Source organism: Bacteroides faecium (assembly GCF_012113595.1).
Taxonomy (GTDB): domain Bacteria; phylum Bacteroidota; class Bacteroidia; order Bacteroidales; family Bacteroidaceae; genus Bacteroides; species Bacteroides faecium.
The window spans coordinates 2179482-2194994 of the sequence record NZ_CP050831.1 but is presented as its reverse complement, the minus strand read 5'-3'; the positions used below and the strand labels follow the sequence as shown (position 1 = coordinate 2194994).

The 15513-nt window shown below is 45.5% G+C and carries 8 protein-coding genes; 5 read left to right on the top strand and 3 right to left on the bottom strand.

Features of this window, described 5'->3' with window-relative positions; translation table 11 throughout:
- Positions 1–15 precede the first annotated feature (15 nt).
- Together BacF7301_RS07640 and BacF7301_RS07635 are read right to left on the bottom strand one after the other, a co-directional pair.
- Positions 16–1971 carry a LamG-like jellyroll fold domain-containing protein gene (locus BacF7301_RS07640; protein WP_167961704.1) on the bottom strand — a complete coding sequence of 652 codons (1956 nt, stop codon included), beginning with the start codon at positions 1969–1971 and terminating at the stop codon, positions 16–18.
- Between the two features lie 262 nt (positions 1972–2233).
- Complete coding sequence (locus tag BacF7301_RS07635; protein WP_167961702.1) at positions 2234–6271, bottom strand: response regulator; 4038 nt, start codon at positions 6269–6271, stop codon at positions 2234–2236.
- 210 nt (positions 6272–6481) lie between these two features.
- On the opposite strand from BacF7301_RS07635, the gene BacF7301_RS07630 reads away from it, so the two are divergent.
- From BacF7301_RS07630 to BacF7301_RS07610, 5 genes are all read left to right on the top strand, one after another.
- Positions 6482–8764, top strand: a complete 2283-nt coding sequence (locus BacF7301_RS07630; RefSeq protein WP_167961700.1) for a GH92 family glycosyl hydrolase — start codon at positions 6482–6484, stop codon at positions 8762–8764.
- Between the two features lie 52 nt (positions 8765–8816).
- Positions 8817–9767: an endonuclease/exonuclease/phosphatase family protein gene (locus tag BacF7301_RS07625; RefSeq protein WP_167961698.1), complete on the top strand. Its 951-nt coding sequence runs from the start codon at positions 8817–8819 to the stop codon at positions 9765–9767.
- Between the two features lie 90 nt (positions 9768–9857).
- The gene (locus tag BacF7301_RS07620) at positions 9858–11018 is read left to right on the top strand and encodes a glycoside hydrolase family 76 protein (protein WP_167961696.1); all 1161 of its coding nucleotides are present in this window, start codon (positions 9858–9860) and stop codon (positions 11016–11018) included.
- Between the two features lie 112 nt (positions 11019–11130).
- The gene (locus BacF7301_RS07615; RefSeq protein ID WP_167961694.1) at positions 11131–12576 is read left to right on the top strand and encodes a glycoside hydrolase family 125 protein; all 1446 of its coding nucleotides are present in this window, start codon (positions 11131–11133) and stop codon (positions 12574–12576) included.
- 439 nt (positions 12577–13015) lie between these two features.
- Positions 13016–14167 (top strand): beta-1,2-mannosidase, encoded by a 1152-nt coding sequence (locus BacF7301_RS07610; protein ID WP_167961692.1) that lies wholly within the window; start codon positions 13016–13018, stop codon positions 14165–14167.
- A gap of 15 nt (positions 14168–14182) precedes the next feature.
- On the opposite strand, the gene BacF7301_RS07605 is transcribed toward BacF7301_RS07610, so the two are convergent.
- Complete coding sequence (locus BacF7301_RS07605; protein ID WP_167961690.1) at positions 14183–15370, bottom strand: ATP-binding protein; 1188 nt, start codon at positions 15368–15370, stop codon at positions 14183–14185.
- Positions 15371–15513: the final 143 nt, after the last annotated feature.

Sequence of the window (15513 nt, the reverse complement as noted above, 5' to 3'; positions counted from 1 at the left end):
ATTATACTCCTTGTTTTAGTATGAATGAGGACATTCTACCTTTTTGTAACGGTCGGGGAAAGTCACAGCCTTGATGCTCTCATCATTATTATAAACCACCGCATCCAGTCCTTCGCCTGCCGAACCATAGTTCGGGAAAACACTAATATCACCAACACCGTTAGAAGGCACCCAGTAGCCTAATAAATCCGGATTTGCCTGTGCTTCTTCCCGACTGTAATATTTGCACATATCCGCTTTTATCTGTTCTTCGGTACGAGCAGTTTTCCACATACGCGCCTGGGCAACACCACAATAGCCCAAACGATATCTATTATTACCGGAACGGCCAATCATTAATGCGTTATCGCCGGATACGGAAGAGAGAACCAAATACGGGTCAGGTCTTACATCGGCATAATCATTGCTCGCCGGGGTAAGTTCTTCACGCACTCCATTGATATACATCTTATACGCTTCCTTTGTACTGCTTTGAGTACCGTCGAACACAATAGTAAGATGATACCACTTCCCATTTCCCTGGCGGTCATTGCCCATTTTCTGCTGACTGCGGAAACGAGGGTCGTTATATCTGTCACCATTCAGATTATTAGGGTCTTTGTGTATCTTGGTAGCTATCTCAAAACGCAGGTCTGTATCGCCGGCTGATTCGCAACGGAGCAGGAACACTCCTTCCAAACCGATAAATGATTGTAAAGCACGTGAGTAGGTAGGATAGAATACCATCTCGAAAGTAAGCTGTTGCATATTGTCCAAAGACTGATTTGTTTCCAGGAACTTCTTTATGTCAATCTTGAAACAACGGTCTGATTCAAGCAATGCAGCCATCGGCATGACAGTAACCGGCAAGTCCAGTTCTTTTCCGGCAGCGTCCGTAATGGTAAGCGTAGTAGTTCCCAGCCAGTTGCCCTCAACTCTCAGACGACCGTTTTCGTCTATTTCCGCCGATTTCAAGTACTTCTTATTATCATCCGTCAATGGCGCCAGTTGATAGTCACCGTTACCGCGGGAGATAGCCACTTCTTTTGAATTATCAAATCCGTTGACAGTCAACGAAGTCGCATTGTCTTCCAACTTAATTTCGTACGGATTGACTTTCACTGCAATCTCTTCCACCGAACCTTTCTGGTCGGTCACAATCACTTTTACATCTCCTCTTGCTTTCGGCTTCAATGTAATCAGATTCTCTTTTTCGGTAGCCTCTACAATGGTAACATCGGTAGTCGGCTCGCCGTCTCCCACCTGATAAGTAAAGCTATAACCGCCATTCCCTTTCTCAATAGTTATATACTGAGACTCGGCATCCGGCTCGGAGAAAGTAGCTTCATTGGTTTTCAACACCAAATCGACGATATTCACCACCACCGGAATAATCGTTGTTTTCCCTTTCTTGTCGGTAATCGTGATTTCTACGGGGCCTGTTCCTGTTTCAAATTTGGCGGTTACGGGGAATACCTGACCGGAAAGCTCGCCCACTTCGATATATTTATCAGCACCTTCGGGAATGGAAATCTCATAATCACCGTTACCCGTCAGGATTTTCACCATTCGTTTTTCACCGATAAACAAGTCGAATCCTTCTTCCGGCACATCTGCCGTCAAGTCCCAGAGTTTGGCAACCTGCACCTGGATTCTAGCCACTTTCTTGCGTCCGTCTACTACTAATACTGTTGTTTCGATGCGGTTATTTTCTTCAAGATGGCTATTCTCCGTTGCTTTAATTGTTACTTTATTACCATTGATGACAGCCGTCGCTACACTTTCATCAAATGGTTTCACATAATAATCTCCATTACCGGAAGTAATACCTACCGTAATTTCATCTCCTTGCAGTAGCGTCACCGAATTATTATCGACCACCAAATCAGTCGCCGGCTTCACTTCCTGTTCTTCTTTATCATCACTACACGAAACCATAAAAAATGGAAGGGTCAATGCTGATAGGAATAAAAAACTAAGTTTCCTTTTCATTAGATTAAAGATTAATAAATTAATACTTTCAAGTTCATCTACTTAAAAATTTCGATGAAGCAAAGATAAAATCGCTGAACTCTACCAGAAGAAATCCAACTGTTCTTTTTTACCTTTTGGCACGGATACTTACTACATTAACACGGAAATTTACTTCTTCTATTTCTAGCTTAAACATACGTCAGAATACATTACAGAGCCGTTTATCTTCCTTTCGGGCAGAAGAAAACAAAAGTAGGGGCAAGCACCTTGCCACAGACTGCTACAACACCTCTTCCAAATGTTTCATCCGAAACTCTTTTGGCGTGCACCCGTACTTTTCGCGGAACACTTTGAAGAAAGTTACTTTATTGGAGAAACCGGAATCGAATACAATTTCATCAATTGTCTTTTTAGTCGTCAACAGTAAATCTTTGGCGATATGCAGACGACATTCCTTTATCAAATCCGTCGGACTATCTTCACCGATTTCTTCCATTTTCCGGTAAAGGCTGCGCGGGCTGATTGCCAGCCGGTCGGCAATATAACGGGGAGTCAGTTCCTTGTTCGTTATATTGTCATTGATAATCTTCAAGACGGACTGAAGGAATTTCTTCGATTCCTTATGCGTCAGTTTGCCGTCCGACTTTTCAAAAGAGCTGATGGGCGAACTGAAATAGTTCTTCAGAACTTCTTTCCGTTCCATCACCTGCCCCACCGAAATACGGAGATATTCCGCATTAAACGGTTTCGTGATATACATCTCCGCACCTGCCGAGAGAGCCGCCATCTGCTCTTCCATCTCATGCCGTCCGGATACTATGATGATAGGAATATGCGCCGTCTCTTTCACCGCTTTAATCCGTTTCGTGAGCTCAATGCCGCTGATTCCCGGCATCATGACATCACAGATTATCACATTCGGATACACTTCGTTCATCACCTGTTCCACCCGTTCGGGGTCTTGCAGGGTTACTACATTAAAGTCACCGGAGAAGATTTCACCGATAAACCACAGCATTTCTATTTCATCATCGACCACCAGCAAAGTAGGGCGCATCTTGTCAAACTCATAATGAGGGAGCTTCAAGATAGGCTGCGTGTCTATCTTCGGAATATATTCCGCGGTAATCCGTTTCGTTGCCACTACTCCGGCAGTCGTTTCCATGACAGGCAAAGACAATGTAAACATCACCCATCCGTCAGGAGTATTCTCCACTTTCAACGTGCCGTTCAGTAACTTTGCCATATTGTATGAGATGGCAAGCCCCAATCCGTTCCGGGAAAAGTTCTTCTCATCCTGATTCTCAAAATTATCCAAGATGGAATAGCGGTTGAAGATATGCTGGAAGTCCTTTTCCTTGATGGTACTTCCTTCATTGGCTACGCGAAGAACCAATATGCCCTCTCCGGTGGTATCCACCTCAATCTTGATGCTTTGCCCGTCGGGAGTATATTTGAAAGCGTTCGAAATCAGATTGATAATGATTGTATTCAGGAAACCCTTGTCCGAGTTCCACATCACTTGTTCGGGAATCTTGCTCAGGAAGGTGATATTTCTGGACTTCGCCATTTCGACAAAGGTTTTGGCTATTCCTTTTACGATGGACGATACATTTAATGCTTCAATGCGCACTTCCCTGTTGCCCGTTTCGATACGACGGAATTCAATCAGTTCATGAATCAGGTTATTCAGACGTTCGGCATTGGTCTGAATCATCTGTACGTAGTCCACTACAAATTTGCTCAGTCCGTTGGATGAAAGGATTCGCCCGCAAGGGCCGTAAATCAAGGTCAGCGGAGTGCAAAATTCATGGGCAATATTGGTAAAGAAACGGAGTTTGGATTCAAAGACATTCTTTTGGTGGCGTTTCTCTATTTCGTTCAGCAATTCCTGCTTCTTGCGTTTGGAGCGCAGGATAAAGGAACGTATCAACAAGGCTGCCAACAAAAGCAGGCACAAGGCATAAATCAGATAAGCCCACCAGGAAGCATACCACGGGTCGCCGATACGGATAACTAAAGAGTAGACATCACTTTCTTTATCAAAGACACTATTATAGTATTTCACCAGTAGCGTATATTCTCCGGGAGCCATATTCGTAAAAGAGACTCCGCTCTCCGAACCGTTGTTCACCCATTGGTCGCTCAAGCCTTTCAGCTTATAGAAATAGGTGCAGTTGTTGCCATTCAGATAGTCCACAGAAGCAAAGGAGACTGAGAAGAAGTTCTGGTCGTACTGCAAGTTGAGGACTTCCGTACCCTTTTTCCGGGTGAGGAATTCGCCCAGGTTATATTGCTCTCCGAAAATGGACAGTTTGTCGAAATAGACTGGCGGTGTATAAAGTTGTTCGGGACGACCGTCCGCACGGATGGCAACAAAGCCGTTGATGCCGCCGAAGAACAATGTGCCTGTTTGAGAGTCACGATAGGCTGCTCCGTCGCTGAACTCTACCACTTTCAGCCCGTCACCGAAGCCGTACGAACGGAAAATATTCCGCCGGGTATCGAAATTGATTAATCCCAGGTTGGTGCTTAACCAAAAGTTATCGGGCGAGTTTTTGAGAATGGCATGAATGGTGTTGTTCAAGAAGCCATTCTTAGCGTTAAAGAGTTGATAAGAAGTCTCCGAAGTATATTTTATCAGTCCGTAGCTCGTGCCAAAAAGATAATTGTTGCTGCTGTCTTTGCTGATAGCCAATATATTATTCAGTGTCATGTTCTCATATTTATGAGTAGACATAGGCTCCAATCCGTTCGTCGTCTTGTTGAAGCGGAACACTCCGTATCCTCTATTGCCAAAGAGCAGGCGGGATTCGTCTTCGGCATAGATAGTAAAGAAGTAGTTCGAGCCCAGTTCGCCATCGTTGATGACATAACGCTGGGCATCTACAATGACCGGATTGTCCGGTGTTCCGGCGATACGGGCTTTCAGCACACCCATTCCCACACTTGCCAGCCACAGTTCGGAGTCCGACGTTTCGTAAATATCGTGTATGTATTTGAAGTCTTCGCCTGCTACCCGGATAGGAATGTTTTTAATGCGCTTTTCCTTATACGAGTAATAGCTCAACCCTTCTTCATCGCCTATCCAGAGGAGATTCCGGTGGCTTTTGGCAAAACAATAGATGGCGTTGCTACCCAATGCGCTGTTAGAGCTAGTCAGAGTTTCCGCCCGGCAGTCGGAGATGTTCCTGTCGACCTCATAATCATAGATTTTCAAGATTCCGTTTCCCTTTGTGCCCACCCAGAAAGTACGGTCTTCGTCAAGATAAAGCGCACGCACGGGGCGTTCTATCTTCTCGCTGTAATTGCTGAGTACCGTCGACTTGATAGAATAGAGAGGGGTAGAATACAGATAAACGCCCTGTCCGTCCGTACCTATCCACACAATATCCTGGAAACGGTCTTTCTTGAGACAGAACACGCCACTATTGACAGGCAACGGCTGAATCTGGTAGGTATTCGTCTCCTTCTGCTTCTCTAATAACAGGATGCCGTCCATCAGGAAACCGACGAAGAAACTGTCGTGATAATGGACGATGGAAGAGATTTTGCCACGCGCCTGTATCTCTTTGCCCAAGTTAGCAATGAACTCATTCTTTTTGGTCGGGATATGGAAAGCGTAGAAGTTATAGTCCTTGTCGATATAATAAAGGGACTGTTCGTCGTTGAAGCAGTAAATCAGTGAAGTCTGATAAATGAGGCTGGTTTTCTGTGGCATCAGGGTGATATCTCCCGAGGCGGGTTCCTGCTGTATGTCATAACAACGGTTGTACCCCTTCATCACTACCCACATACGGTTGTTGCCGTCGATGAAAAAGTCTACGATGTCCGAGATGGGAATCCCCGTGATATTGATTTTCTTGAAAGCGTCCTCTTTCTTATGATAATAATAGATACAGTTGCTGTCCTGGATAATGAACAGATTGCCGTTGGTATCCTTATTCATAAAGAAGAGTTTCTGGAACTCATTGTAGTGCGTGATTGTGTTTGTTCTCCTGTCCAGGCGGTTCAGTCCGTAGTATGTCTGAATCCAGTAAATCTCGTCACCGGTATATACGATATTGTCAATCAGGTTACCGGATAAGTAATCGTCCTTGTCACGCGTTTTAAATTCTTCAATCTCCTGTCCATCGTAAATATTCAGTCCGTCACAAGTGCCTATCCACATCAGTCCTCGTTCGTCCTGGCACAGAGATGTAATCGAACTGTTGGACATATATTCCTTATCTGCAATCTGCTTCAGATTGTAGGCAGATGCCGTATGTATCAACAGGTTAAGGATGGAAGCAAGGATAAAAAACAGTTGTCTATTCATGGCGTGTCATTCTTAGATTTGATATATGACAAAGGTAAATAAAAAAAGATTCCGCACTTTTTTTTGGCAGGAATATAGGTAAGCCTTAGTGCCATAGTGGTTAACATTAGCGCCATCGGGTATTTTTACCTGTCCATTCATGGAAGCACATTCCTTTTCTCCCTATTTTCGTCGTAGAAATTATTTTCAAATCAATAAATTCATTTGTTCATGAAAACACATTTTTCATTTAAACACTTGTTATTTCTTGGAAGTGCCGTGTTGTACACCCTGCAATCTTCTGCTGTAAAGAATCCGGTGGACTATGTCAGCACGCTGGTAGGCACACAATCCAAGTACGAACTGTCCACCGGAAATACGTATCCGGCTACGGCACTGCCGTGGGGAATGAACTTCTGGACACCACAAACCGGTAAGATGGGCGACGGTTGGGCATACACGTACGATGCCGACAAAATCCGAGGGTTCAAACAGACACATCAACCCAGTCCATGGAACAATGATTATGGCCAGTTCGCCATCATGCCAATCACCGGCGGACTGGTATTCGACCAAGACCGGCGCGCCAGTTGGTTCTCTCACAAAGCGGAAGTTGCCAAGCCTTATTATTATAAGGTATATCTTGCCGACCATGACGTGACTACCGAACTCGTCCCCACCGAGCGTGCCGTCATGTTCCGCTTTACGTATCCCGAAACAAAAAATGCCTATGTCATTCTGGATGCTTTCGACAAGGGTTCTTACGTCAAAGTGATTCCCGAAGAAAACAAGATTATCGGCTATTCGACCAAGAACAGCGGCGGTGTGCCCGATAACTTCAAAAACTACTTCGTCATGCAGTTCGACAAGCCGTTTACTTTCGTTTCCGCCGTTTCGGAGAACAATATTCTTCCGAATGAAACGGAAGCGAAGGGAAACCACACCGGAGCTGTCATCGGATTCGCAACGAAGAAAGGAGAAATCGTCTATGCCCGTGTCGCTTCTTCTTTTATCAGCCCCGAACAGGCGGAACTGAATCTGAAGGAACTCGACAACAAGAGTTTCGACCAACTGGTTGCCAATGGCAGAGATATCTGGAACCGTGAAATGGGCAAGATAGAGATAGAGGACGATAACATCGACAACCTGCGTACATTCTACTCGTGCCTGTATCGTTCCATGCTTTTCCCGCGCAGTTTCTACGAGATAGACGCCAAGGGACAAGTGATGCATTACAGCCCTTACAACGGTAAAGTGCTTCCGGGTTATATGTTTACCGATACCGGATTTTGGGATACATTCCGTTGCTTGTTCCCTTTCCTCAACCTGATGTATCCGTCGATGAATCTGAAGATGCAGGAAGGACTGGTCAATGCTTATAAAGAAAGCGGATTCCTGCCCGAATGGGCAAGTCCCGGACATCGTGACTCCATGGTGGGCAACAACTCGGCTTCCGTAGTAGCGGACGCTTATATCAAAGGACTGCGCGGATATGATATCGAAACGCTTTGGGAAGCACTGAAACACGGAACAAACGCGCATCTCCGCGGAACGGCTTCCGGTCGTCTCGGTCACGAATCCTACAACCAACTGGGATATGTGGCCAATAATATAGGAATCGGACAAAACGTAGCCCGCACACTGGAATATGCTTACAACGACTGGACTATCTACGCATTAGGAAAGAAGCTGGGCAAGCCGGCAAGCGAAATCGACATTTTCAAGAAACGTGCGCTGAACTACAAGAATGTCTATCATCCGGAACGCAAACTGATGGTGGGCAAGGACGACAAAGGCGTATTCAACCCGAACTTCGACGCGGTAGACTGGAGCGGCGAGTTCTGCGAAGGGAACAGTTGGCACTGGAGTTTCTGTGTATTCCACGACCCGCAGGGGCTTATCAACCTGATGGGTGGTAGAAAAGAATTCAATACCATGATGGATTCCGTATTCGTGATTCCCGGCAAGCTGGGCATGGAAAGTCGCGGCATGATTCACGAAATGCGTGAAATGCAGGTGATGAACATGGGACAGTACGCACACGGCAACCAGCCGATTCAGCACATGGTTTACCTTTACAACTATTCCGGCGAGCCCTGGAAAACCCAGTATTGGGTGCGCGAAATCATGGATAAGTTGTACACCGCCGCACCGGACGGTTATTGCGGTGACGAAGACAACGGCCAGACTTCCGCCTGGTATGTATTCTCCGCCTTGGGGTTCTACACCGTTTGTCCGGGAACCGACGAGTATATCGTAGGCTCTCCCCTCTTCAAATCCGCCAAGCTGCATTTGGAGAACGGAAAGACCATCACCATCAAGTCGGACAACAACCGGCCCGACTACCGCTACATCAAGGATATGAAAGTGAACGGCAAGTCCTGTTCACGCAATTATCTTACACACGAGCAGTTGACACGAGGTGCGAATATTCAATTCCAAATGAGCCCTGTGCCCAACAAACAACGGGGAACCACAGAAAAAGATGTTCCCTACTCTCTTTCAATTGAATAAAATATCGTACTTTTGAAGTCAGAGAATTATCTATCAAACAAACTATAAAAACATGAAACTTAAAAGCCTTTTATTTATCGTCCTTGTTGCGGTAGTCTTTTGCGGTTGCCAAAGTAACTATCAGCCTACTTCCATCACTGTTGCTTCCTACAATCTGAGAAACGCCAACGGCGGTGATTCTGTCCGCGGCAACGGTTGGGGACAACGTTACCCGGTCATTGCCCAAATGGTGCAATACCACGATTTCGATATTTTCGGAACACAGGAGTGTTTTATTCATCAACTGAAAGACATGAAAGAGGCATTGCCCGGTTATGATTATATCGGTGTAGGACGTGACGACGGCAAAGAGAAAGGCGAACATTCCGCTATTTTCTATCGTACGGATAAGTTTGACGTGATAGAAAAGGGTGATTTTTGGTTGTCAGAAACGCCCGACGTGCCTAGCAAGGGTTGGGATGCCGTATTGCCGCGTATTTGCAGTTGGGGACATTTCAAATGCAAGGACACTGGTTTCGAATTCCTTTTCTTCAACCTGCACATGGATCATATCGGCAAAAAAGCCCGTGTGGAAAGTGCATTCCTCGTACAGGACAAGATGAAGGAACTCGGCAAAGGCAAAGAGCTTCCGGCTATCTTGACGGGAGACTTCAATGTCGACCAGACTCACCAGTCATATGACGCTTTTGTGAGCAAAGGGGTATTGTGCGACTCTTACGAGAAGGCCGGTTTCCGCTATGCCATCAACGGTACGTTCAATGACTTCGACCCGAACAGCTTTACGGAAAGCCGCATCGACCATGTGTTCGTGTCTCCGTCTTTCCATGTGAAAAGGTATGGCGTACTGACGGATACGTATCGCAGCATCGTAGGAAACGGTGAGAAAAAGCAGGCGAATGATTGTCCGGAAGAAATCGACATCAAAGTTTACCAGGCGCGCACGCCTTCCGACCATTTCCCTGTAAAGGTGGAACTGGAGTTTGACGAGCGGCAACAGAAATAGTCTTTGTCAGCCGTGTGTCGTCTATCCGTCATTCGGCTGACGCTTTTCACTAATAACCTGAAAGTTTCAATTTCCAACCCCGATACTCCTATGAGAAATATATGTTTTGCAGCCTGTATGCTATTTTGCCTTACTTCCGCAGTAGGAAAGACTCCGGGAAATGCCCGTTACCTTTCTATTGCCGACTCGATTCTGTACAATATACTAAATCTGTATCAGACGAATGACGGACTACTGACAGAAACATATCCTGTCAACCCCGACCAGAAAATCACTTATCTGGCAGGTGGCACGCAACAGAACGGAACGCTGAAAGCGTCTTTTCTATGGCCATACTCCGGGATGATGTCGGGCTGTGTGGCGTTGTACAAAGCTACCGGAGATAAAAAGTACAAGAAGATACTCGACAAAAAGATTCTTCCGGGAATGGAGCAGTATTGGGACGAGAGCCGACTGCCCGCCTGTTACCAGTCGTATCCTGTAAAGTACGGGCAGCACGGGCGTTATTACGACGATAACATCTGGATTGCACTGGACTACTGCGACTACTACCAACTGACGCGCAAGCCTGCATCTCTGGCGAAAGCTGTCGCACTGTATCAGTATATTTACAGTGGATGGAGTGACGAAATGGGTGGCGGCATCTTTTGGTGCGAACAGAAGAAAGAAGCGAAGCACACTTGTTCCAACGCCCCGTCGACAGTGCTCGGTGTCAAATTGTACCGTCTGACGAAAGACGCTAAGTATCTGGAAAAAGCGAAAGAGACTTACGCCTGGACGAAAAAGCATCTGTGCGACCCTGAAGACCACCTTTACTGGGACAATATCAACTTGAAAGGAAGTGTCTCCAAAGAGAAATATGCCTACAACAGCGGACAAATGATTCAGGCAGGCGTATTGCTCTACGAGGAGACGGGAGACGAACAGTACTTGCACGACGCACAACTAACCGCCGCAGGAACAGATGCCTTTTTCCGTACAAAAGCCGACAAGAAAGACCCGGCAATCAAAGTGCATAAAGACATGGCGTGGTTCAACGTGATTTTATTCAGAGGGTTGAAAGCTCTGTATCAGATTGACAAGAACCCGGCATATGTTGACGCTATGACGGCCAATGCGATTCACGCCTGGGAAAACTACCGGGACAAAAACGGACTATTAGGCAGGGATTGGTCGGGACACAATGAAGAGCAGTATAAATGGCTGCTAGACAATGCCTGTCTTATCGAATTCTTTGCTGAAATTAATTAACTCCATTTCACCACAGATTACACAGATTGACACAGATTATTTATTTCTCGGAAATTTAATCTTTATCTGTGTTAATCTGTGTAATCTGTGGTGAGAATTAAAAACTATTACCATGAATATAACTAAAGCTTTTTGCTTATCCATGGCATTCTTTGGCGCTGCCAACATACAGGCTATGGAAAACAGTGATTTTATCATCCAACAAGATAATACCAAAGTCAACAACTATCAGACGAACCGCCCGGAAGCGGCGAAGCGCCTGTTCGTATCGCAAGCCGTAGAGCAACAGATTGCGCACATCAAGCAACTGCTGACAAACGCCCGCCTGGCGTGGATGTTCGAGAACTGTTTCCCGAACACGCTGGATACGACCGTTCATTTCGACGGCAAGGATGATACGTTTGTTTACACAGGCGACATTCACGCCATGTGGCTTCGCGACTCCGGCGCACAAGTATGGCCTTATGTGCAACTCGCCAACAAAGACCCGGAACTGAAAAAGATGCTTGCCGGCGTCATCAACCGCCAGTTCAAGTGTATCAACATCGACCCGTACGCCAATGCTTTCAATATGAACTCCGAAGGCGGCGAATGGATGAGCGACCTCACCGCCATGAAGCCCGAACTGCATGAACGCAAATGGGAAATCGACTCGCTCTGCTATCCTATCCGTCTGGCTTATCATTACTGGAAAACGACGGGAGATGCCAGTGTATTTTCCGACGAATGGCTTGCAGCCATTGCCAACGTCCTGAAAACGTTTAAAGAACAGCAACGCAAGGACGACGCCAAAGGCCCTTACCGTTTCCAACGCAAAACGGAACGTGCACTCGACACCATGACTAACGACGGCTGGGGCAACCCGGTGAAACCTGTCGGACTGATTGCTTCCGCTTTCCGTCCTTCCGACGATGCCACTACTTTCCAGTTCCTTGTTCCGTCCAACTTTTTCGCTGTCACTTCGCTTCGCAAAGCTGCCGAGATTCTGACTACGGTCAATAAGAAGCCGGATTTAGCGAAGCAATGCACCGTACTTGCGGACGAAGTGGAAAAAGCCTTGAAGAAATATGCTGTTTACAACCACCCGAAGTATGGTAAAATCTATGCTTTCGAAGTGGATGGTTTCGGCAATCAACTGTTAATGGATGATGCCAATGTGCCGAGCCTTATCGCCCTGCCTTATCTGGGAGATGTGAAAGTAACCGACCCGATTTATCAGAATACCCGCAAATTTGTATGGAGTGAGGATAATCCTTATTTCTTCAAAGGTACTGCCGGAGAAGGTATCGGCGGACCGCATATCGGATATGACATGATTTGGCCGATGAGCATTATGATGAAAGCATTCACCAGCCAAAACGACGCGGAAATCAAGACTTGCATCAAAATGCTGATGGATACGGATGCCGGAACAGGCTTCATGCACGAATCTTTCCACAAGAACGACCCGAAAAACTTCACCCGCTCCTGGTTTGCATGGCAAAATACACTGTTCGGTGAGTTAATCCTAAAGCTTGTCAACGAGGGAAAGGTGGATTTGTTGAACAGTATCCGGTAGTTCCTACCCCACTCTTGCCTATAAGATAATTGCTTCATACGGTGAAACCAATGGTTCCATGCCTTGAAACTTTTGGTTTCACCGTATGAAACCAGTAGTTTCATGCTGCTGAAACAAGAGTTTCAAGCAATAGAAACCAAAGTTTCTAACTGATGGAACTAAAGTTTCAAGCCTTTGAAACTAAAGTTTCCCACCGATGAAACTAAAGTTTCTCGCCGTTGAAACTATGGTTTCAAATAAGGAAACAATTCTTTTCCGGCAAGCATACTCATGGTGACAGCAAGAGTTGTCGTCACACTGCTATCACATCATGCTGTCACACTATAACTCATGTATTATCAAACACTTGCATCTAATTATGTGACAGATGACAGCATTTTATTATTTTTCAATTCATATGTAGAGGAATAATTGTCCTCATAAATCCAATTAATAAATTATGAAATCAACCTTTTTATTTCTACTTGCTACAACAATAATGGTCTGTACCGCCTACGGACAGTCTTCCAATAACAAAGAGAACAAATTACCCGATTGGGCTTTCGGTGGTTTCGAACGTCCGAAGAGCGTCAATCCTGTAATATCTCCCATAGAAAACACCAAGTTTTATTGTCCGTTGGCAAAAGATTCCATTGCCTGGGAGTCGAATGACACTTTCAATCCGGCAGCCACGCTCTACAATGGAGAGATTGTCGTATTGTATCGTGCGGAAGATAAATCCGGTGTGGGCATCGGTCACCGCACTTCCCGTCTCGGCTATGCTACTTCTACCGATGGCATACATTTCCAACGCGAAAAATCGCCGGTGTTCTACCCGGACAATGATTCGCAAAAGGAACTGGAATGGCCGGGCGGTTGCGAAGACCCGCGAGTTGCCGTGACAGAGGACGGACTGTATGTGATGATGTACACGCAATGGAATCGCCATGTGCCCCGCCTGGCAGTAGCCACCTCGCGTAATCTGAAAGACTGGACAAAATACGGCCCCGCCTTTGCCAAAGCATACAACGGAAAATTCTTCAACCTGGGATGCAAATCCGGCTCTATCCTGACGGAAATAGTGAAAGGGCAACAGCTTATCAAAAAAATCAACGGGCAATACTTTATGTACTGGGGTGAAGAACATGTATTTGCCGCCACATCCGATGATTTAATCAACTGGACTCCCGTTGTCAACATTGACGGCTCTTTAAAGAAACTATTCTCTCCCCGCGACGGATATTTCGACAGCCATCTCACCGAATGTGGCCCGCCCGCTATCTACACCCCGAAAGGCATCGTCCTTCTCTACAACGGCAAGAACCATTCGGGAAGAGGAGACAAACGCTACACTGCCAATGTCTATGCCGCCGGTCAAGCCCTCTTCGACGCCAACGAACCGACCCGTTTCATCACCCGTCTTGACGAACCGTTCTTCCGTCCGATGGACAGCTTCGAGAAAAGCGGGCAATATGTAGATGGCACTGTCTTTATAGAAGGAATGGTTTACTTCAAAAACAAGTGGTATTTGTATTACGGCTGTGCGGATTCCAAGGTAGGCGTAGCCGTTTATGACCCGAAACGTCCTGCAAAGGCTGACCCGCTGCCATAAAATAGAATCCAGGAACTATTGGAATAAAAGATTAATATCCGCTTTGAGAAATTCGTCTATTGCTATTCCATTAGTTCCTATAACAAATGTCCTATAAGGCCTGAATAATTCTCTGAAAACAGACAATCCGTTATTCATTCCCCGCCTACCGCTTTTAACTTCCAGTCCTACCAAACGATTATTTTTCTCTATAACAAAATCGACTTCATCTCGTCCGTCACGCCAATAATACAACTTAAATCCTATGACTTCCGCTTGATTAATCAAATAAGAGCCAACGGCAGATTCCACTTCTCTCCCCCACTGTTTAGGGTCTCCCCGACTTTGTAGAAACGTAGCACTGTTATAAACGTTCTTCAGCGCATTGTTATACACCTGATACTTAGGAATGGAATTATATTTCCGGGCACTATCCGAAGCATACTTTTGCAATCCTGCCAATAAACTGGACTGATCCAAAATTTGAAGATAATTGGATAAGGTAGTCACGTTTCCAGCATCTTGAAGCTGCCCCAACATTTTATTCAGTGATAACAATTCACCGGAATAACTACACCCCAACTCAAACAATTGCCTCATAAGAGCCGGCTTATAAATGTTGGAAGTCAACAATACATCTTTAGATATGGCAGTTTCGACAAGTGCGTCCTTCACATAATTCCTCCATCGGACTTCATCTTTCACCAAAGAGGCAGCTCCCGGATACCCTCCATAATAAATATAAGTATCTGTATCCCATCCGAAAGCATCTTGCATTTCCAAAAGAGACCAATGGGTCATTCTTATTAATTCAAAACGCCCTGCCAATGATTCTGTCAGTCCTTTCTTGAGTAAAAGCCGGGAAGAGCCCAATAACACAACTTTCAGACTCCTTCCTTCACGTGTATCCCGATCCCACTCTTTCTTTACGACTTCACTCCAATTATCAAGCTTCTGAACTTCGTCTATAACCAACAAATGCTCCTTTTCCGCCTGAATAACCATCTGCGCACGGACAGATTCCCAGACATCACTAATCCATGAAGAAGATACCCCCGGAACATCATCAGCCGAATAACTACTGAATGGAATTGACAAATCATCTACTACCTGTCCTATCAAAGTCGATTTCCCAACTTGCCTTGGACCCGCCAATACTTGAATAAAGCGTCTCGGCTCTTCAAGTCGGCTTTTAACTTCCTGATATTGAACTCTTTTATACATAATCTATCTAAATTCTCAATTCAATGAACAAAAATTCTCAATTCTAACAACAAAAATACTCAAAAGTTCCGGAAAGCCTAATGATTGTAGGGAAATAGTTGTTGTAATTGTTTGCCACTTCCGACGATTTGATCAAAAAAATA